Below are 16831 nucleotides of genomic sequence, written 5' to 3'. Positions count from 1 at the left end.
GTTTTCCCGACGGCCGGCATCCTGGACCCGAGCAGTGAAGCGCTTCGGAATCGAGAGCCGGGCCGGTCATGGACGATCCCGGTCGGCCGGTCGTCGCCACCCACCACGAGAAATCGGTCGTCCGCTGGTTACGCGGCTGCCCATGTCGCGGTCGACAGCGGTCCACCGGTCATCCAGATGCGTGCCACGCTCTCTGCGAGCAGGGGGGAACGGGCCGCCGCGCAGAGCATCTCCGAAAGCACGAGAATCCCGCGTGCCGTGCACTTCGCATCGCTGTTCCGATGCAACCAGATGACCGCATTGATCAGGGGACGGCGCCCGAGGGGGAGGATGGTGCGCCGCGCATCGGCCGCCGCCTCCAGGGCGGGGCATCCTCCGTCGAACGGCAGGGCCGCCGCTCGGGGGATGCCCGGGGGTACGACCGAGTCCCGCACGTGACGGAAGTACGCTTCGGGCGGGGCCTGTCCGTCTTCGAAGGTGTTGCGAAATCCGACGATCCGCACGGCCGAGTCGCCCGAGTTCTGCGGGCGGAACTCGACGTAGAGCTCGATGGACAGGCCTCTCAGCCGAATGTTCACGGGGAGGTATCGCACTCTCCCCTCCCCGCCTCCCGCCTTCCTGGGAAATCGCGGCGCCTCCGCTGCTCTGGACCGGATGGCGGAGACGAGGAGCCGGTACTCCTCCACCGACGCGTCCTCCACGGAAAACGACATGGGTTCCAGTACGACGGAATCCGTCAGGTGGAGGAGTTCGCAACTCGGACTCCCGGGAGGATCCCCGACCACAGCCGGTTCGACCCTGTTGTATTGGCGCGCCACACCACCACCGCCTTCGACATGACCCCGATCGACGACGGCTCTCATCATCCGTGTCGCCGGGCCTGGTTAGGTCGAGTTCTTTCTAGCCCTTCCTTCGGCGGCGGAGCGAATACTTGCCCTCTGATGCTAAGAACTCACGGGGAACTCCAGGCGGTCGTCGACCTGCGGAGCCTGCGCACCGGCCGCGGCTGCGCCCCGCCGCCCGGCGCCACTCCCCCCTGGGTGTGAGCCTTACGGCAGCGGTCTGCGCAAGGCGCTGCGCCCCTGCGCCCACGCAGCACGGATGTGGTCGGCGAGGCGGTCCTCCAGCAGAACGGTCGCCGCGCAGCCGAAGGCGATGTCGGCCTCCAGGGCGGGCTCGTCCGTGAGGAGCCCGCCGATCACCTCGTGGCGTACGACCTGTTCGTGGACGGCGTCGGCCTCCACGTGTTCGGCGTAGAAGTGCTCGGCCGCGGGTCCCGCACCGCAGCGCCGCATGGCCTTGGCCAGGCGCCTGGACCCGGGTGACGACGTGACCTCGACGCAGGCGAAGTGACCGACGAGAGCGCCTCGCAGGGCGCGGTGGAGCCCGAAGAGGGACATCAGGTTCACGGTGGCGAGGAGGGGCGCGGGCGCGTGGTCCAGGTACCGGCCGTAGGCGGGATCGAGGCCGAGGTCGGCCATGAGGTCGGCGAAGAGCCGTGCGTGGATCCGGTCGGCGCGGCCGGCGCCGAACTCGTCGTATTCGATGGCGACCATGGCGGCCTTGGCCCGCCCGGTGAGGCGGGGGATGACCCAGGCGTGCGGGTCGGCTTCCTTGAGGTGGTAGAGGGAGCGCAGGGTCGCGTACTCGCGCAGCTGCCACAGTTCCCCGTCGGTTTCGAGGTGGCGGCTGAGGCTTCCGGAGAGGTCTACGGGCTCCACCAGGAGCGGCCCGAAGGCGTCCTCGACCGTCCGGGGGGCGTCGGACAGCCCGGTGTGCAGGGCGTCGAGGAAACGGGCTTCCACAGCCTGGCGCAGCCGCAGCAGGTCAGGGTCCCACTCGCGTGCGTCGTCCACCCCGTCGAAGCCGCGATAGTGCAACTCGTACAGCAGGTAGAGGGCGAGCTGGAGGTCCTCGCCCCACGGGTCGGCCGCGCGCACGGCCGCGGTGGAGTACCGCGGCGTGCCGCCTGAGCGCAGGGCCTCCGTCACGGCGCGGGACAAGTCGCCACGCCCTTCGACCAGGCGGGGGGCGGCAGCGGTGGCCGCCGGGCTCGGGCTGGGAACGGGCATCACAGGTTCCTGTCCTCGGTCGGCGTGGTTCGCTCGCGGGGGCGGTGGCTGGTGTCGCACCACGGATACGTACGACTGCGACGGCACGTGCACACGGCCGCCGCGAAGCGGTCGGACCGGGCGACCGTCCCGTCGTCCAGAACGATTTCGACGGGGCCCTCGACGAGGACCGGCCCCTGCGGGTCCACCCACACCCGGCGGGCGGGCACGGCCGCGAACGCGGGGCACCGGTCGCCGTCAGAGATTCCGGGCACGGATGACCACCAGCTCTTCCCACTGCTCGGCTTCGCTCGCGAACCCCTGCTGCTCCAGCCAGCCCCGTCGCGAACGCAGGACCGGGCCCCAGGGGACGGACACCTTCGCCGTGATCTCCGCGGCCAGTCCCGCCCCGGCCAGCCGGTCCACGGTCGCCTGAGGCCCACACATGCCCGAATGCACCATGAGCAGAACACCGCCGGGACGCAGCAGAGCCGGGGTGGTCGCACAGATCCGGTCGATCATCATGCGCCCGTCGGGACCTGCGTCCCAGGCTCGGGCAGGGCCACGCGAGGGCAACCGCACCCCCGGAGCAGGCACGTACGGTGGGTTGGAGACGACCAGATCGAAGCGTCGGCCGGCGGTGCGTGCCGCGAAGTCGCCGTGCAGCACGCGGAGGGGAAGCCGGTGGAGCAGGGCGTTCAGGCGCGCCGTCACCACCGCGGGCCAGGAGACGTCGACCGCCGTGACCCCGGCGCCTCTGCGTGCGGCGTGCAGAGCCAGGGCGCCGGTCCCGGTGCCGATTTCCAGGACTTCCGTACCAGGCCCGAGCTGCTCGTGGGCGAGTGCCTCGGCGAGCAGGCAGGTGTCCGCCTGGGGGCGGTAGACGCTCGGGAGGGCGACCAGTGCGCCGGACAGCCTTCCCGGGGTCAGAGCCGTACTGGACATCGCGTACCTCCGAGGTGGAAGCTGCACGCCGTGCAGGCCGCCTCCGCTGACGGCATGCTGCGACTGCCCCCAAGAGGGCCCCCCATTCGGGTTTCCCGCGATCTTCGGAGCATCAGACGTAACCCCGCCCGGTCGGGACGGCCGCGAATGCCCGCTCTTCGCAGAGTGCCGCGCCCCCGAGGTGCGCAAGGACTTCAGGGGGAGTTGCGGAGTCCGTCGTCGGCGCGCCCGCCGGCCCCCAGCAGGCCCGTGGCCTCGAAGGGGGTGGCACGCTCGAGGCGGGGCAGTTCGGTGCGTGCGAGGCGGGTGACCAGGGGCGGCAGGGCAGCGCGGGCCGGCTGGACGGCACGCAGCCAGGCGGGCACGTAGACGGTAGCCCTGCGGCGCTCCACCGCGGTCGCCAGCCGGTCCGCGACGTACTCGGCCGGGTACACCTTGCGCGCGGGCGGCGGCATGTGGGCGCGCAGCTCCCGCAGGACGGCATGACGGTCCGCGTCCCGGATCATGTCGGTGTCGGTCCAGTTGATGTAGGCGATTCCCACGCCGACGCCATGGGGCGAGAGCTCGGCGCGCAGGGCGTGGGCCATGGACTCGACGCCGGCTTTGGAAGCGCAGTAGGCGCTCATCAGCGGCGACGCCCCCATGGAGGCCAGGGAGGCGACCTGGAGGTAATAGCCGCGGGTGTCGAAGAGGTCCGGCAGGAAAGAGCGCAGGGTCACCGCGCTGCCGATGAGATTGACCTCGACGACGCGGCGCCAGGTGCGCGGGTCGGAATCGGCGAACCGTCCGCCTTCGGCGATGCCGGCGTTCCCCACCACCACGGACGCCGGCCCGAGGCGGGCCCGAACGTGGCGGGCGGCGTCCGCCATGGCCGCGTCATCGGTTACGTCGACGTGCCAGCAGGCGGCTTCGTTGCGCAGTGTCCCGGCCAGGTGCTCCAGCCGCCTACCCTCCAGGCCCAGCAGGGCCAGCCGGGCGCCCCGGTCGTCGAAAGCCCGGGCGAGCGCGGCTCCCACTCCCCGAGCCGCGCCCGTCACCACCACCGTGCGGCCCACGAGGGGCTGAGCGCGTGTCCGCATGCTCACTGTGCCTCCGCCCATCTGCGTACGCCGGCCTGCACGGGCCGGCCGCAAGGCCGCCCGTACTTCCGGCATGTGCCCCCGGGTGGTCGCGGGTCAGTCGGTCGGCTCCTGGGGCTTGGCGTTGCCCGGGCCGGCTGCGGGCCGCTCGCCCTCCTCGCTGCCCCCCTTCTCGGGGCCGTCGGGGCCGTCGGGGGCGTTGCTCCGGGGTCCGGCCGCGGCGTCCGGGATGTCGGGGGCGCCCGGCCCGACGGGGGGCAGGTCAGGTGTGACGGCGTCAGGCTTCTCGGGTACAGGGTCCGGAAGTTCAGGCTCCGGCGGGGCACTGTGCATGGCAACTCCTTGCACGCGGGGTCGGACAGGACAGCCGGGGGACGACAGGGTGAAATTCCTGCCGTCCTTCCTCCTTCGCCTGCCCCGCCCTCGGCACCTCACTCGCGCAACTCACGCGACTCACGCGAGTGACTCGCGCAAGGGGCAACCGACATGGACGGCGGCGCCGTGACCGGAGGGTGGCGCCGGCGAACGGCCCTCGGCGACGGCGCCCGACCGCGACCGCTCAGACACGCCCTACCCTGCGCTGCGCTTGCCGGGCGGGTCCTGGGGGTCCACCCCTGTGTAGGCGGAAGCGTCCTTGCTTCCGCTCGGACGCCCGGACCGGCCCTGCGGTCCGAGGTCGTGCATGCCCTGCTCGTCGGAGCCCTTGCTCTGCTCCTCCCCGCGCTTGCTCTGGCTCTTCACCGGCTTGCCGTGGGGGTCGCCCGCCTCTTCCTTGGACACCGTTCGGCCGGGGCCCTTGGACGGGGCGTACTCGTCCGGGTGGAAGGAACGGTGGGCGCTCGGATTCTCCTGCTGACTCGTCGCGTCCACGTCCGGCGACCAACCGTGCTGCTCCGTGCCCTCGTGGCGGCTGGGGCCCTCGCCGTGCTTGGGGTGCGATGACTTCGGCTGCTTCGTCATTCCTCGCCTGCTATCTGTCTCGGGTGGGACGCATGGGTATATACGCCCGTACCGGTGGTAATGACATCGTCCCACCATTTATGCGGACGGTCGCGTCGTAGGGCAGCCGTATGGAAGGGGACTCCCGCGGCCTGCCCCACCTGGAGCGGCGTACCGGTGGGACAGGGCGCAGCCGTGTCACGGGTTGAAGAGGACCTTGACGGCGCCGTCCTGCTTCTTCTGGAACATCTCGTATGCGTCCGGAGCCTCTTCGAGGGGCAGGCGGTGCGTGGCGAAGTCGTCCACGCCGAGCGGATCTCCGTCGGTGAGCAGCGGAAGGATGTCGTCGACCCAGCGCCGTACGTTGGCCTGGCCCATGCGCAGGGTGAGCTGCTTGTCGAACACGGTCAGCAGCGGCAGCGGATCCACTGCGCCGCCGTACACCCCGGACACGGAAACGGTGCCGCCGCGACGCACGAGGTCGATGGCGGTGTACAGCGCGGAGAGCCGGTCGATCCCGGCGCGTTTCATCATGGTCGCGGCGAGGGCGTCGGGCAGGAGGGTGGTCACGCCCTGTGCGGCGGCGGCGACGCGGCTGCCGTGGGCTTCCATCCCCACGGCGTCGACGACGGCGTCGGGACCCCGGCCGCCGGTCAGATCGCGGACGGCGTCCACCAGGTCCTCACCGCTCTGCCGGACGTCCAGGGTGTGGAAACCGCGCCCACGGGCCCGGTCCAGGCGTTCCGGAACGAGGTCGATGCCGATGACCGTATCCGCACCCCGGTGGGCGGCGATCCGGCAGCTCATGTCGCCGATCGGCCCCAGGCCCAGCACGGCGATGCTGCCGCCCTGCGGTACGTCCGCGTACGCGACCGCCTGCCAGGCCGTGGGCAGCACGTCCGACAGGTAGACGAACCGATCGTCGGGCGGCCCCTCCGGAACCCGGATGGGGAGGGTGTTGCCGAAGGGGACCCGCAGGTACTGGGCCTGGCCGCCCGGCACCTGCCCGTAGAGCTTCGTGTAGCCGAAGAGCGACGCACCGGTGCCGTGCTCGTGGACCTGCGTCGTCTCGCACTGGGACTGCAGGCCCCGGGCGCACATGTAGCAGGTCCCGCACGAGATGTTGAAGGGGACCACCACCCGGTCCCCCGGCTTCAGCTCCGTGACCCCGGGCCCGACCTCTTCGACGATGCCCATGGGCTCGTGGCCCAGGATGTCGCCGGCATCGAGGAACGCGCCGAGGACTTCGTAGAGGTGCAGGTCGGAACCGCACAGGCCGGTCGTCGTGATCTTGACGATGATGTCGTCGTCTGCGCGGATGACGGGGTCGGGCACGGTGTCGACGCGTACGTCCCGCTTGCCGTGCCATGTGAGTGCCCTCATGATGCCTTGCCTCCTTGCCGACTGTCCTCGTCCGTTCTGTCAGTCCTGTCTGTCAGTCCGTGTCTGTCAGTCCGTGCTGCCCCGTGCCCCCAAGGTGCGCGTGCCCCAGGCCCTGCCGACGAACCGGAGTGGGCGGGCTTTCCTCTTTTGCGTGCCTGACATCCACCCCACCCGTTCTCACCGGCCCCCCGCCGGAGAAGGGGGACCTGTCGCGGGCGCGGCCGCGGTGACGGCTCGTGCCCCCGCCCTCAGGAGGGCCCGAGCTCTGACCGCAGTTCGCCGAGGAACCGGGCCAGCGCACGGACACCGAGGCGAAGTGCCTGGATCTCCACCCTCTCCTCGGGGCCGTGCCAGCGGTCCCCGGGCAGGCCCGTCCCGAAGAAGAGCACGGGCGCGTCGCAAGCGCGCGCGAGCTGCGCGGCCGGGGTGGCCCCGCCGTTGCCGATGTGCCGCGCCGGAGCCCCGTACGCATGGCCGACCGCCCGGGTCAGAGCCGCCAGGGCGGGATGATCCGGCGGCGTTCGATACGGGTCCGAGATGGTGGAGGAGACCTCCAGGGCGTAGGTGAAGCCCGGTCGACGGTGCCCGTCCAGCCAACTGCGCAGCTGGTCGGCTACCTGATCGGCACGCTGGTCCGGTACGAGCCTGAGCAACACGTCAGCGGCCGCCTCCGCCGGGATGAGTCCGAGCGCGGGCGCATCGGTGCGGCCGGCCGTGAGCCGGGCGACCTCGACGGAAGGCCGGGCCCACAGGCGCTCCGGCACCGTGAACCCCTCTTCACCGACGGCCTCGAACGTACCCGTGTCGGCCAGCCAGGCCGGCAGGTCGAAGGGCATCGTGTCCAGCGTCGTGCGCAGGTGCGTGCCCGGGTCGGCCACCGCATCGTAGAAACCCGGCAAGGTGATCCGGCCGGACTCCTCGGTCAGAAGCCCGAGCAACCTGCAGAGCTCGAAGGCCGCGTTCGCCGCAGCGCCGGACACCGCCCCGCTGTGGATGTCGCGCTGGGCACCACGGACGGTGAGGGTGGCGGTGACCGACCCGCGGACCACCCCGCAGACGGTCGGCTCGTCCAAGGACCAGAGCATGGAGTCGGAAATCATGACCACGTCCGCGTCCAGGTCGTCGGCATGCTCGGCCAGCAGATCCGCCAGGTGCACGGAACCGATCTCCTCCTCCCCCTCGATCAAGTACTTCACCGTGACGGTGGGGGCGGCGCGCTCCACGAGATGCGTGCGCAGAGCCCACAGGTGGCACATGATCTGCCCCTTGGCATCGGACGCGCCCCGGCCGTACAGGCGGTCGTCACGCCCGAGCGGTGAGAAGGGGGCGGTGACCTGCCATTCGGAGGGGTCGGCCGCGTGTACGTCGTGGTGGCTGTAGACCAGCAGGACCGGCGCGTCGGCGTCGGCGGCCGGCCGGCAGCCGTAGACGGCCGGCAGGCCGTCCGTTTCCCATACCTCCGCGCGGGGGAAACCGTCCCGCCGCAGGGCTTCCGCCAGCCACCGGGCGGAACGCCGTACGTCATCCGCCCGGCCAGGATCGGACGAGACGGACTCGATGCGCACCCAGTCGGCCAGCTCGGCCACGGCGTCCTGCCCGGGCATGCCGACGAGTTCCACGGAGGTACCTGCGGCGCTCATGCTCGGCGACTGCCCGGCGTCACACGGTCCAACCGTCTCCTCCACCGGCTCCGGACAAGGCGGCCGGCGACGTCGATCCGGTGCGCTCATTGCTCCATGCGGCGTTGGTCCGCCTCGCTCCATGCCCGGGTGTCACGCGGTTGGACGTAAGGCTCCTCGTCAGCGGGCAGACCGCCGGCGATCGCCCGCTGGCGGGCCAGTTCCGCGTCGAACTCCAGGCCCAGGAGGATCGCGAGGTTGGTGATCCACAGCCAGACCAGGAAGACGATCACGCCGGCGAGCGTGCCGTACGTCTTGTTGTAGGAGCCGAAGTTCGCGACGTAGAACGCGAAGCCGGCCGAAGCGATCATCCAGATCACCAGGGCCAGGAAGCTGCCGGGGGTCACCCACCTGAACCCGCGCCCCTTGGCGTTCGGCGCAGCCCAGTACAGCAGCGCGATCATGATCGTGACGAGGAGCACCAGGACCGGCCACTTGGCGATCGACCACACCGTCAGCGCACTGTCACCGACGCCCAGGGCGGCGCCGGCCTGCTCTGCCAGGCCGCCGGTGAAGACGACGATGAGTGCACTGGCGCAGGCGAGGATCATCAGGGTGACGGTGAGTGCGAGGCGCAGCGGCAGCACCTTCCACACCGGGCGGCCCTCGGGCATGTCGTAGACGGCGTTCGAGGTGCGGATGAACGCCGCGATGTAGCCGGAGGCGGACCACACCGCGACGACCAGCCCCACGATCGCCACCAGCGAGCCGACACCGGCGTTGCCCTGCAGCTGCTGCACCGCGTTGCTGATCACGTCCCGGGCGGAGCCCGGTGCCAGCCTCCGCAGGTTGTCCAGGACCCGCTGCGTCGTCGACTCGCCCGCGATGCCCAGCAGGGACACCAGCACCAGCAGGGCCGGGAAGAGCGCAAGCACGCCGTAGTAGGTCAGCCCTGCGGCCCGGTCGGCCAGCTCGTCGTCCTTGAACTCCTTCAGGGTGCCGCGCAGCACCCCTTTCCAGGAACGCTTGGGCAGGTCGGTGAGCTGGTCGGGCGCTCGTTCCTCCACCTGCTCGCCGGGGCCCGCCACGGCCTGCCGACCGCCGTCCACCCGCTCCGGTTCACCGTCGTGGTCCTGCTTCGGTATGGGCTTCATGGTGTGCGGCTCTCCACCTCGGCGCCATTCATGCCAGGGCACGCGACGCCGTGCAGGGAACGTTTGGAATCGCGCGCAGCGTGCATAAGCGAGCTGACACCGACCTCCCAGCGCAAGGCAGGAGACGCATTATGGGCATCATCGCTTGGATCCTCATCGGGCTGCTGGCCGGCCTCATAGCCAAGGCGCTCATGCCGGGCAAGGACCCGGGCGGAATCATCATCACCGCCCTCATCGGCATCGCAGGAGGCCTGCTCGGCGGCTGGCTCGGCAAGGTCATCTTCGGCGTGGACTCCATCGACGGGTTCTTCGACCTGTCCACCTGGATCGCCGCCATCATCGGATCCCTCATCCTCCTGGCCCTGTACCGCCTCGTCGCCGGAAACCGGCACTCCCACCGGCACGCCTGACGCAGGGCGGCGGGCCGCACGGTCCACCGCGAACGGCTCCCCCTCACGAGCTGCGAGGGGGAGCCGTTCGTTTCGCCCCATGGGCGACCGCCGGACACGCCCGTGCCCCTCGGACGTCCACAAGGCGGAGCGCCTTTACAGTTCGAACCGTGAATGATCCGGAAGCGCAGTTCCTGGCCGCCGTGGGCTCCGTGCTGCAGGAAGCAGGATTCGCCCCCGCCGCAGCCGGTACGGAAGGCGTCCATGTGATCCAGCACGCCCGCGGCGCCATGGTCGGCTGGATGCCCGAGGAGATCCAGCGCTTGCGGGGGCGGGTACGGCGCCGCGGCCCCCGCCGCACCCGGACCGGCACGCGCAATGACCTGCCCGGGCTGCGCCGCGCCTTCGGGCTCGCCCTCGCCTCAGCCTTCCGTCATGCCGGCTTCGCCGTCGAGGAGCGCGGCGACGAGTGGCTCCTGGTCATCAACCCCACCCACCAGCCCGAACTCTGAGTCGCGGAGGTACGGCGGTGCGGCGGAGGGGATCAGAGCCTGGTCCTCCGCCGCGAGCACCTCAGGCGGGGGCGGAGCGGATCTCCGGCTGTTCGCCGGGTGCGCTCAGCCGGAGATCTGCTTGCGGCCGGACTCGCCGCCGATGCTGATCTTGCGGGGCTTGGCCCGCTCGGCGATCGGGATGCGCAGGGTCAGGACACCCGCGTCGTAGTCGGCTTCGATGTGTTCGGTGTCGAGGGTGTCGGCCAGCATGAGCTGGCGGGAGAAGACGCCGAGGGGCCGCTCGGAGAGTTCCATCTGCACGCCGTCGGACTTGTCGGTGGGCCGGCGCTCGGCCTTGACGGTCAGCATGTTCCGCTCGACGTCGATGTCGATCGCCTCGGTGCTCACGCCGGGGAGGTCGAAGGCGATCACGTACACGTCGCCCTGGCGGTAGGCGTCCATCGGCATCACGGACGGCTTCGACCACGTGCCCGAGGCACCGGACAGCTGCTGGACGATCCGGTCCATCTCGCGGAACGGGTCAGTGCGCATCAACATCGCGAAACACCTCCAGTCGGTTCAGGCAGGAACTGCCCATGCGCTTCAACGTGCTTCCGTTGTAACATGTCATCGGAACGATGACAAGCAGGACGTCACCCTTAGGATGACGAGCAGGAAAGACATCGAATCGATGACATGCAGGGGCTGAATCTGCGCTGAAGGCTGCGGAGGGGCGCCGCACCGCCTGGGGTCTGCCGCCAAAACCGCTGCTCCCGCGTGACTTCCGGCCTGCGGGGGCACGCGGAGGCCGACGCGTGCACACTGGCAGAACAACGCGCACCAGGGAGGCCGGATGAGCTGGGCATCATGGACCACCCGGGGGATCTTCGCCGGACGGAACGGGGTCGAGACCGGCGAGGCGGGCCCCGTCTTGACCGGTGAGCTCGACGTCCACACCACCTGGACCGAGGTCGACGGTCTGGCACACGTCACGGTGCAGTACAGCGGCGCCTCCGACTGGCTCCCGCTCGTGGGCAGCCCCGTACCGTGCCCCAGTGAGGACGCGAGCCGCGCCCTGCACGACGCGGTCATCCACGCCATACGGGGCGGAGCGACCCTCCCACTGAACGCCGGCACGGTTCTCCCCGACCCCGCTGTCACGAAGAGACCACGCCCCGCCTGATCAGATCTCGGACCGCACACCATGCGGAGAACGGGCCCCCGTCCACCGCCGACGAGGCGCCCGATACGGAATGGGCCGTACTCTTACCGCCGGTGCGTCAGCGGCCGAGGGCCTGCTTGAGTTCGGCCTTGTCCATCTTCGAACGGCCCTCGATGCCCCGCTGCTTGGCCTCGTTGTACAGCTGCTCCTTCGTGGGGCCCTGCGAGCCGCTGTGGGAGCGCTGTCCACCACGCTTCGAGGACGACATGTCCTGCAGGGAAGACCGGCTCGCGGTCTTCGACTCGCCGGCGCGGGCGCGTTCCTTGTTGACGGTGCGTGCTGCGATCTCTTCGGCACGCTCGGTGCTCTCGCCGCGCTGCTCGGCGCTCTCCTTGATGTGTTCGTACTGGCGTTCACGCTTGGGGCTGGAACCACGAGGCATGATGACTCACTCCCTGGTCGTACGTGGGATCGACGTGGTGGCCGTGCGCCACCAGGTCCGCCCTGCGCCTTCCCCTCTCGAGTCACCTCATTCAGGGGTTCTCACCTGCTGGAGAGGTCCGCACGCCGGTGAGTTCCCGCCGGAGCGAGGTCATCACTCCGAGTCGTCTCGAGCGAGGCGGAGGGCCAGTTCCTGCAGGATCAGCTCGGTCTCGGGCTCGAAGCCCGTCGCGTCGTATGCGTCGGCGACCGCCTCGAAAGCGGCGATGAAACCACTCACCAGGGCGCTCAGCGGGGCGGACAGCTGGTCCAGGAGGGCGCCGCCGACCTCTTCCGCAGAGGCGCCGGCCGGGACCGCGAACTGCTCGGGGATGGTCTCCCCCAGGAGTTCGGAGACGAGGCCCTCCTCGACTCCCCCACGCAGAGCGGTCAGCGCGGCAATGGCCTTGAGTTTGATCTCGTTCTCGGTCATGGCCCGACCCTACGAGTGGGGGTGGCCACCATGACGGATTTGCCCTCATATCGCATGTTCGCCCCCAATGCGGGTAAAGGCTTGATTGGCGTCGCCACGCCCGTGCTGGGCGGCGCTTGGAGGTGAGAGGCGTGGGCGCAGGCAAGAAGATCAAGAACGTTGCGAAGTCGACCAAGGGCAAGGCGAAGGAGACCACGGGGAAGGCTGTCGGGAACGAGAGCCTGGAGATGAAGGGGCGGGGCGAGCAGATCGCAGGTGATGCCAAGCAGGCCGGTCAGAAGGCGAAGGACACACTCAAGCACTGACACCGCCCCTGCGGGGGCGGGAGAGGCCGGCAGGAGACGCTCCTGCCGGCCTCTCCTCCTGCTCAGCTCAGATACCGGGTACCGGGGCAGCGTGCGGGAGGGCCGACAGGAGGTGCACTCCCGTCGGCCCTCGATGCCGGCCTTCTCTGAAGGGCCCGGCCCAGAGGCCCGGCCCGGATCAGGCAGGTTGCCTGCGGCGTCGGCGAGGACGCACTTCTTCCTCGTCCTCCTCGGGCTGTTCGGCCTCCTCTTCCTCCGCCTCCTCGTCTTCGGGCCCTTCGTCTTCGGGCTCGTCGGAGTCGTACGTGTCGCCCTCCGCCTCGTCTTCGTTCTCGTACTCCGTCTCGTAGTCCTCGGGTTCTTCTCCGCTGTCGTCTTCGTCTGCGTATTCGTCCTCTGCCGCCTCTGCTTCGTCGCCCTGTTCGGCTTCCTCTTCGCCCTGTTCGGCTTCCTCTTCACCCTCCGGCTCTTCCTCGCCCTGGGCTTCCTCTTCCTCCAAGGCCTCCTCGTGCGTCACGACGACCTCGCCGTCCTGGATTTCGCCGCGCCAGCCCTCGGGCTCGTCCGTGGTGAGGGTGACGTAGCGCAGGAAGTTCTTCAGATCCAGGCGCAGGCGGCGGCCCTGCGCGCGCCAGATGTTGCCCGTCTTCTCGAACAGCCCGGACGGGGCGTACTCGACCACGATGACGATGCGGGTGAGCGACGGAGCGAGTTCGTGGAAGCTGACGCAGCCGCGAGTGGTTCCCTTGGCGCCCGATGAGGTCCACACGATGCGGTCGTCGGGTATCTGTTCCTGGACGGTTGCCTTCCAGGAGCGGGTGGAGGGGCCTACCTTCACTTTCCAGTCGCTGCTGGTCTCGTCGTCGCGTGAGACGTCGCGAACACCCTTGGCGAAGCTGCTGAAGTTCTCGTACTGGGTCCAGTGGTCATAGGTCGTGCGCAGAGGCAGTCCGACGTCGATCGCTTCGACGATGTTGACGACTTTGCCGCCGCTCTTGCGCCCTCGGCCCTTGCCGAAGGCTTGGGAGACGGTGTCGGTCACCTTGTCCTTCAGGTTGCCGAACTTCTGGCCGGCAAAGGCCTTCATTGGGGAGTCGCCCTGGAGGAGCCGGCCGCCGATTCCTGCGACGTCGGAGAGCTTGCCTCCGTTCTGGGCCACGTCGTAGAGCTGGTCGGTGATGTCTCCGAGTTTGTCGGTCGCCTTGTCGGCGAGCTGGTCCGCCTGGGCGGCGAGGAACCCGGAGAGTTCGTTCAGGAGCTGGTCCAGCCCCGACGGTTCCTTCGCGTTGGCGCGGTCTGAGGTTGCCATGGCCTACCCCTACCTCCGCGCGGACGGCTTGCGTGCCGCCGTCTTCTTCGCGGCCGTCTTGCGAGCGGGGCCGCGACCTGTGGTCTTCTTGGCGGCCGTCTTGCGGGCCGGGGTCCGCCCTGTCGACTTCTTGCTCGGCGCTGCCGTCGCGGACTTCTTGGCGGCCGTCTTGCGCGCCGGGGTCCGCCCTGTCGACTTCTTGCTCGGCGTCGCCGCGGTCTTCTTGGCGGCGCTCTTGGAGGGTGAGGCCTTGGAGGCGGCGCCCTTCCTGGCAGGTGTGGACTTGGCCGCGGACTTGGTGCCGGTGGCCTTGCCGGGCGCCGTCTTCTTGGCGGGGGCGGCCCGCTTGGCTGCGGTCTTCCGAGCGGGGGCGGCGGGCTTGGCTGCGCGACTGCGGGTCGGAGTCCGGGCCTGCCGACGCCGTGGCGGAGGCGCTTCTTCTTCCTCCTCCGGCTCTTCCTCGTCCGGCTCTTCCTCCTCTTCCTCCCCCGGCTCTTCCTCCTCCGGCTCCTCTTCCTCTTCCTCCTCCGGCTCCTCTTCCTCTTCCTCTTCCTCCGGCGCTTCATCCTCCTCGGCTTCGCCTTCGGGCTCCGCGCCTTCCTCCTCCTCGTCCTCTTCCGCCTCGTCCTCGTAGGGTTCCTCTTCCTCTTCGTCCTCGTCACGGCTGGAGCCGCCACGGGTGAGCTCGGCAGTGCGGTCGTGGAGGGTGTCGGCGAGCTCGCCGAGCTTGCGGTTGGCCGCAGCGCTCAGGGCCTGCTTGCCCGCGTCGAGGGCTTCCCCGCGCAGCTGCTCGCCGAGTTCGGCGAACTGCGGCATCTCCTTGAGCCGGGAAAGGCCTTCCTTCATCAGCTGCCCGGGCTCGAGGCCGAAGCGCCGGCCGGCCAGATAGGTCGCCGCGGTGAAAGCCAGGCGGCCCTTCTTGGTCCGGCCGAGCACATAGCCCCCGACCACGGCGGCCGCGAGTGCGATCTTGGTGGTGTCGTCCATGGTCATCCCCTTGTCAGGGCACTTGCGGACTCGATGGCGCCGCCCGCGAACAGCGGACCGCGGTGTGCGCGCCGCCGGTCGACAGCGGGTCCCTGCCGGGGCGGCCTCAGAAAGCTCCTGCCCTCATCGCAAGACTTATGCGCGCATTTAGTGACATTCTAGTTTCTGTGAGGCCGTCTCCCCAGGGGAGTGACTTATGGCCGCAGCAGAAACTCCACGCCCGCGGCGTGCGTCATCGCACGCCGGTGGAGCGGGTGACGAGCAGGACAGGCAACCGCCCCGGCGGGCTGCCTCCCGGCGTCGGTCGGGGGTACCCAATGCCGCGTCGGCGATGCGCTCGGCCGCCGAGCAGCTGGCTCAACTCCTGGGCCGGCACCCCGATTCCGTGTCCTCGCTCAAGCCGACGGAAGACGGCTGGGTGGCGCAGGTGGAGGTGGTGGAGCTGGAGCGCATCCCGGACACCACGAGCGTGATGGCCAGCTACAAAGTTGCTCTCGACGAGGACGGCGAGCTGATCTCTTACGAGCGGACCCGCCGCTACAGCCGAGGAATGATCGACCGGACGACCTGAGTGCAGGCCTCCGAGGAAGGGAGGCGCCATGACCATGGTGCCGCAGGGCGGCAGTGCCGTCTCCAGGGGAGGAGGCAGCACGAGCAGCCTTTACGACGTCCTGGAACTCATTCTCGACCGCGGTCTGGTCATCGATGTCTTCGTCCGCATCTCACTGGTGGGCATCGAGCTCATCAAGATCGACGCGCGGATCGTGGTGGCCAGCGTAGACACCTACCTCCGGTTCGCGGAGGCCTGCAACCGCCTCGACCTGGAAGCGGGCCGCAAGGCGCCCGCCCAGCTGCCCGAAGTCATGGGGAACATGCTCGAAGGCGGCGCTCGCGGCAAGACGAAGGGTGCGTTGAGCGGAGCCGTCGACGCGGTGACCGACTCCCTGACCGGCAGGTCCTCCCGCTCTCAGGAGCCCGAGGAGGACGAGCAGGAGGAAGAGGAAGTGGAGGCCGCCCCCAAGCGGCGGCGCCCGGCCCGGCGCCCGGTACGCCGGGAGAAGGAGTGACCGATGGCGCTCTACGTGTACTCGATCACCGCCCCGACCCATCCTCGCCGCCTTGACGGGATGACCGGCGTGGGCACCCGCGGCGCACCTCTGCGGACGGTTACCGCCGGGCCCCTGTGCGCGGTCGTCAGCGACATCTCCGAAGAGATCAGGCCCAAGCGCCGCGACCTCCTGGTGCACCAGGAGGTGCAGGAACGCCTGATGGCGGACGGCTTGACGCTGCCGCTGCAGTTCGGCTACACCGCCTCTGATGATCGTGAAGTGCGGCAGGCTCTGGAGGCGAACGCGGACAGCTACCTCGCGACTCTGCAGCGCCTTGAGGGATGCGCCGAATACCACGTGAGGGCCTCACAGGAGGACCAGGAACCGCTGCTGCACCAGATCCTCGAAGACGTGCCTGAGGCCCGCGAACTGAACGACCGGATCCGCGGAGGCGACCAAGATCCCCAACTGCCGCTCGCCCTGGGGGAGCTGGTGGCCCAGGAGGTCCAGGCACGGCAGGAGAGCCTCGCGGCCGGCCTCGTCGAGGCGCTGCTGCCCTTCGCGCGCGAACACGTCGCCCACCCACCCTCCCAGAGCGATTTCCTCAACCTCTCGCTCCTCGTCCCCGACGAGCAGAAGGAAGCATTCCGCACCGCGGAGGCGAACCTGGCCCGCCAGATCGGTGGCGGCGTCGACTTGCGCTTCACGGGCCCCCTGCCTCCGTACAGCTTCGTGTAAGACCGGCCCGCCCATGGAAGGCCCTACAACAGGAAGGAGGAAGGATCATGGGACTGCTGACCAACCTGCTGACGCTCCCCGCCGCGCCGATGCGGGCCGTGGTGTGGGTCGCCCAGCGCGTCGTCGACAAGGCGGAAGAGGAGTACTACGACCCCGCCCCCATCTGGCGCGAACTCGCCGATCTGGAGCAGCGGCTGGTCGGGGGAGAGATCGACCAGGAAACGTTCGACGAGCGAGAGGACGAGCTCCTCGAGCGGCTGACAGAGATCGCGCAATACCGGCAACAGATGCCCTGACCGGGAAAGCGAGCAAGCC

23 protein-coding genes are annotated in these 16831 nt (G+C 69.7%); 8 read left to right on the top strand and 15 right to left on the bottom strand.

Features of this window, described 5'->3' with window-relative positions:
• Positions 1-128: 128 nt before the first annotated feature.
• From ACWGIF_RS13045 to ACWGIF_RS13000, 10 genes are all read right to left on the bottom strand, one after another.
• Entirely contained in the window at positions 129-578 is a 450-nt protein-coding gene (locus ACWGIF_RS13045) for a ribosome-inactivating family protein (RefSeq protein WP_453495407.1), read from the bottom strand.
• A gap of 471 nt (positions 579-1049) precedes the next feature.
• Positions 1050-2072, bottom strand: a complete 1023-nt coding sequence (locus tag ACWGIF_RS13040) for an iron-containing redox enzyme family protein (RefSeq protein WP_453495404.1) — start codon at positions 2070-2072, stop codon at positions 1050-1052.
• A complete protein-coding gene (locus tag ACWGIF_RS13035) occupies positions 2072-2326 on the bottom strand; it encodes a CDGSH iron-sulfur domain-containing protein (RefSeq protein ID WP_453495401.1) in 255 nt (84 codons plus the stop codon). The genes ACWGIF_RS13040 and ACWGIF_RS13035 overlap by 1 nt, the downstream gene beginning before the upstream one ends.
• The gene (locus ACWGIF_RS13030) at positions 2310-2996 is read right to left on the bottom strand and encodes a HemK2/MTQ2 family protein methyltransferase (protein WP_453495398.1); all 687 of its coding nucleotides are present in this window, start codon (positions 2994-2996) and stop codon (positions 2310-2312) included. The genes ACWGIF_RS13035 and ACWGIF_RS13030 overlap by 17 nt, the downstream gene beginning before the upstream one ends.
• A 194-nt stretch (positions 2997-3190) precedes the next feature.
• Positions 3191-4075 carry an SDR family oxidoreductase gene (locus ACWGIF_RS13025; RefSeq protein ID WP_453495395.1) on the bottom strand — a complete coding sequence of 295 codons (885 nt, stop codon included), beginning with the start codon at positions 4073-4075 and terminating at the stop codon, positions 3191-3193.
• Positions 4076-4171: 96 nt separating this feature from the next.
• Entirely contained in the window at positions 4172-4408 is a 237-nt protein-coding gene (locus tag ACWGIF_RS13020) for a hypothetical protein (RefSeq protein ID WP_453495392.1), read from the bottom strand.
• Between the two features lie 237 nt (positions 4409-4645).
• Positions 4646-5035, bottom strand: a complete 390-nt coding sequence (locus ACWGIF_RS13015; protein ID WP_453495389.1) for a hypothetical protein — start codon at positions 5033-5035, stop codon at positions 4646-4648.
• 177 nt (positions 5036-5212) lie between these two features.
• Positions 5213-6397 carry a zinc-dependent alcohol dehydrogenase gene (locus ACWGIF_RS13010; RefSeq protein ID WP_453495386.1) on the bottom strand — a complete coding sequence of 395 codons (1185 nt, stop codon included), beginning with the start codon at positions 6395-6397 and terminating at the stop codon, positions 5213-5215.
• 248 nt (positions 6398-6645) lie between these two features.
• Positions 6646-8037, bottom strand: coding sequence for a M20/M25/M40 family metallo-hydrolase (locus tag ACWGIF_RS13005; protein WP_453495384.1), 1392 nt, complete (start codon positions 8035-8037; stop codon positions 6646-6648).
• 86 nt (positions 8038-8123) lie between these two features.
• A complete protein-coding gene (locus ACWGIF_RS13000) occupies positions 8124-9170 on the bottom strand; it encodes a YihY/virulence factor BrkB family protein (protein ID WP_453495381.1) in 1047 nt (348 codons plus the stop codon).
• Between the two features lie 131 nt (positions 9171-9301).
• On the opposite strand from ACWGIF_RS13000, the gene ACWGIF_RS12995 reads away from it, so the two are divergent.
• Both ACWGIF_RS12995 and ACWGIF_RS12990 read left to right on the top strand, forming a co-directional pair.
• Positions 9302-9580, top strand: coding sequence for a GlsB/YeaQ/YmgE family stress response membrane protein (locus ACWGIF_RS12995; RefSeq protein ID WP_453495378.1), 279 nt, complete (start codon positions 9302-9304; stop codon positions 9578-9580).
• 149 nt (positions 9581-9729) lie between these two features.
• Positions 9730-10071, top strand: coding sequence for a hypothetical protein (locus ACWGIF_RS12990; RefSeq protein WP_453495375.1), 342 nt, complete (start codon positions 9730-9732; stop codon positions 10069-10071).
• Between the two features lie 105 nt (positions 10072-10176).
• Here ACWGIF_RS12990 and ACWGIF_RS12985 read toward each other — a convergent pair whose 3' ends face one another.
• Positions 10177-10611 (bottom strand): Hsp20/alpha crystallin family protein, encoded by a 435-nt coding sequence (locus ACWGIF_RS12985; RefSeq protein ID WP_453495372.1) that lies wholly within the window; start codon positions 10609-10611, stop codon positions 10177-10179.
• 295 nt (positions 10612-10906) lie between these two features.
• Between ACWGIF_RS12985 and ACWGIF_RS12980 the strand changes: the two genes are divergently transcribed.
• The gene (locus ACWGIF_RS12980; protein ID WP_453495369.1) at positions 10907-11236 is read left to right on the top strand and encodes a hypothetical protein; all 330 of its coding nucleotides are present in this window, start codon (positions 10907-10909) and stop codon (positions 11234-11236) included.
• Positions 11237-11333: 97 nt separating this feature from the next.
• Here ACWGIF_RS12980 and ACWGIF_RS12975 read toward each other — a convergent pair whose 3' ends face one another.
• Together ACWGIF_RS12975 and ACWGIF_RS12970 are read right to left on the bottom strand one after the other, a co-directional pair.
• The gene (locus tag ACWGIF_RS12975) at positions 11334-11657 is read right to left on the bottom strand and encodes a plasmid stabilization protein (RefSeq protein WP_453495366.1); all 324 of its coding nucleotides are present in this window, start codon (positions 11655-11657) and stop codon (positions 11334-11336) included.
• Between the two features lie 153 nt (positions 11658-11810).
• The gene (locus tag ACWGIF_RS12970) at positions 11811-12128 is read right to left on the bottom strand and encodes a hypothetical protein (protein WP_453495363.1); all 318 of its coding nucleotides are present in this window, start codon (positions 12126-12128) and stop codon (positions 11811-11813) included.
• A 131-nt stretch (positions 12129-12259) separates the two neighbouring features.
• On the opposite strand from ACWGIF_RS12970, the gene ACWGIF_RS12965 reads away from it, so the two are divergent.
• Positions 12260-12433 (top strand): CsbD family protein, encoded by a 174-nt coding sequence (locus tag ACWGIF_RS12965; RefSeq protein WP_453495360.1) that lies wholly within the window; start codon positions 12260-12262, stop codon positions 12431-12433.
• A 178-nt stretch (positions 12434-12611) separates the two neighbouring features.
• Here ACWGIF_RS12965 and ACWGIF_RS12960 read toward each other — a convergent pair whose 3' ends face one another.
• Positions 12612-13742, bottom strand: a complete 1131-nt coding sequence (locus tag ACWGIF_RS12960) for an SRPBCC family protein (protein WP_453495357.1) — start codon at positions 13740-13742, stop codon at positions 12612-12614.
• Between the two features lie 9 nt (positions 13743-13751).
• Positions 13752-14729, bottom strand: coding sequence for a histone protein (locus ACWGIF_RS12955; RefSeq protein ID WP_453495354.1), 978 nt, complete (start codon positions 14727-14729; stop codon positions 13752-13754).
• A gap of 196 nt (positions 14730-14925) precedes the next feature.
• Here ACWGIF_RS12955 and ACWGIF_RS12950 point away from each other — a divergent pair, with 196 nt between their 5' ends.
• The 4 genes from ACWGIF_RS12950 to ACWGIF_RS12935 are packed head-to-tail and all read left to right on the top strand — an operon-like array spanning position 14926 to position 16812.
• Entirely contained in the window at positions 14926-15300 is a 375-nt protein-coding gene (locus ACWGIF_RS12950; protein ID WP_453495351.1) for a gas vesicle protein GvpO, read from the top strand.
• Between the two features lie 28 nt (positions 15301-15328).
• Positions 15329-15796 (top strand): gas vesicle structural protein GvpA, encoded by a 468-nt coding sequence (locus ACWGIF_RS12945; RefSeq protein ID WP_453495348.1) that lies wholly within the window; start codon positions 15329-15331, stop codon positions 15794-15796.
• A 3-nt stretch (positions 15797-15799) separates the two neighbouring features.
• A complete protein-coding gene (locus ACWGIF_RS12940; protein ID WP_453495345.1) occupies positions 15800-16516 on the top strand; it encodes a GvpL/GvpF family gas vesicle protein in 717 nt (238 codons plus the stop codon).
• Between the two features lie 47 nt (positions 16517-16563).
• On the top strand, positions 16564-16812 hold the full coding sequence (locus ACWGIF_RS12935) for a gas vesicle protein GvpG (RefSeq protein ID WP_453495342.1): 249 nt from the start codon (positions 16564-16566) through the stop codon (positions 16810-16812).
• Positions 16813-16831: the final 19 nt, after the last annotated feature.

The organism is Streptomyces sp. NPDC054849 (assembly GCF_053610945.1).
The sequence above is the reverse complement of the archived record's forward strand: the minus strand, read 5'-3'. Positions and strand labels throughout refer to the sequence as shown.

Bases quoted from the DNA above. Each gene is read 5' to 3' on its own strand.
- ACWGIF_RS13040 (WP_453495404.1), bottom strand. From the start codon at position 2,072: ATGCCCGTTCCCAGCCCGAGCCCGGCGGCCACCGCTGCCGCCCCCCGC.
- ACWGIF_RS13030 (WP_453495398.1), bottom strand. From the start codon at position 2,996: ATGTCCAGTACGGCTCTGACCCCGGGAAGGCTGTCCGGCGCACTGGTC.
- ACWGIF_RS13025 (WP_453495395.1), bottom strand. From the start codon at position 4,075: ATGCGGACACGCGCTCAGCCCCTCGTGGGCCGCACGGTGGTGGTGACG.
- ACWGIF_RS13020 (WP_453495392.1), bottom strand. From the start codon at position 4,408: ATGCACAGTGCCCCGCCGGAGCCTGAACTTCCGGACCCTGTACCCGAG.
- ACWGIF_RS13015 (WP_453495389.1), bottom strand. From the start codon at position 5,035: ATGACGAAGCAGCCGAAGTCATCGCACCCCAAGCACGGCGAGGGCCCC.
- ACWGIF_RS13010 (WP_453495386.1), bottom strand. From the start codon at position 6,397: ATGAGGGCACTCACATGGCACGGCAAGCGGGACGTACGCGTCGACACC.
- ACWGIF_RS13005 (WP_453495384.1), bottom strand. From the start codon at position 8,037: ATGAGCGCCGCAGGTACCTCCGTGGAACTCGTCGGCATGCCCGGGCAG.
- ACWGIF_RS13000 (WP_453495381.1), bottom strand. From the start codon at position 9,170: ATGAAGCCCATACCGAAGCAGGACCACGACGGTGAACCGGAGCGGGTG.
- ACWGIF_RS12995 (WP_453495378.1), top strand. From the start codon at position 9,302: ATGGGCATCATCGCTTGGATCCTCATCGGGCTGCTGGCCGGCCTCATA.
- ACWGIF_RS12985 (WP_453495372.1), bottom strand. From the start codon at position 10,611: ATGTTGATGCGCACTGACCCGTTCCGCGAGATGGACCGGATCGTCCAG.
- ACWGIF_RS12980 (WP_453495369.1), top strand. From the start codon at position 10,907: ATGAGCTGGGCATCATGGACCACCCGGGGGATCTTCGCCGGACGGAAC.
- ACWGIF_RS12975 (WP_453495366.1), bottom strand. From the start codon at position 11,657: ATGCCTCGTGGTTCCAGCCCCAAGCGTGAACGCCAGTACGAACACATC.
- ACWGIF_RS12970 (WP_453495363.1), bottom strand. From the start codon at position 12,128: ATGACCGAGAACGAGATCAAACTCAAGGCCATTGCCGCGCTGACCGCT.
- ACWGIF_RS12960 (WP_453495357.1), bottom strand. From the start codon at position 13,742: ATGGCAACCTCAGACCGCGCCAACGCGAAGGAACCGTCGGGGCTGGAC.
- ACWGIF_RS12955 (WP_453495354.1), bottom strand. From the start codon at position 14,729: ATGGACGACACCACCAAGATCGCACTCGCGGCCGCCGTGGTCGGGGGC.
- ACWGIF_RS12950 (WP_453495351.1), top strand. From the start codon at position 14,926: ATGGCCGCAGCAGAAACTCCACGCCCGCGGCGTGCGTCATCGCACGCC.
- ACWGIF_RS12945 (WP_453495348.1), top strand. From the start codon at position 15,329: ATGACCATGGTGCCGCAGGGCGGCAGTGCCGTCTCCAGGGGAGGAGGC.
- ACWGIF_RS12940 (WP_453495345.1), top strand. From the start codon at position 15,800: ATGGCGCTCTACGTGTACTCGATCACCGCCCCGACCCATCCTCGCCGC.
- ACWGIF_RS12935 (WP_453495342.1), top strand. From the start codon at position 16,564: ATGGGACTGCTGACCAACCTGCTGACGCTCCCCGCCGCGCCGATGCGG.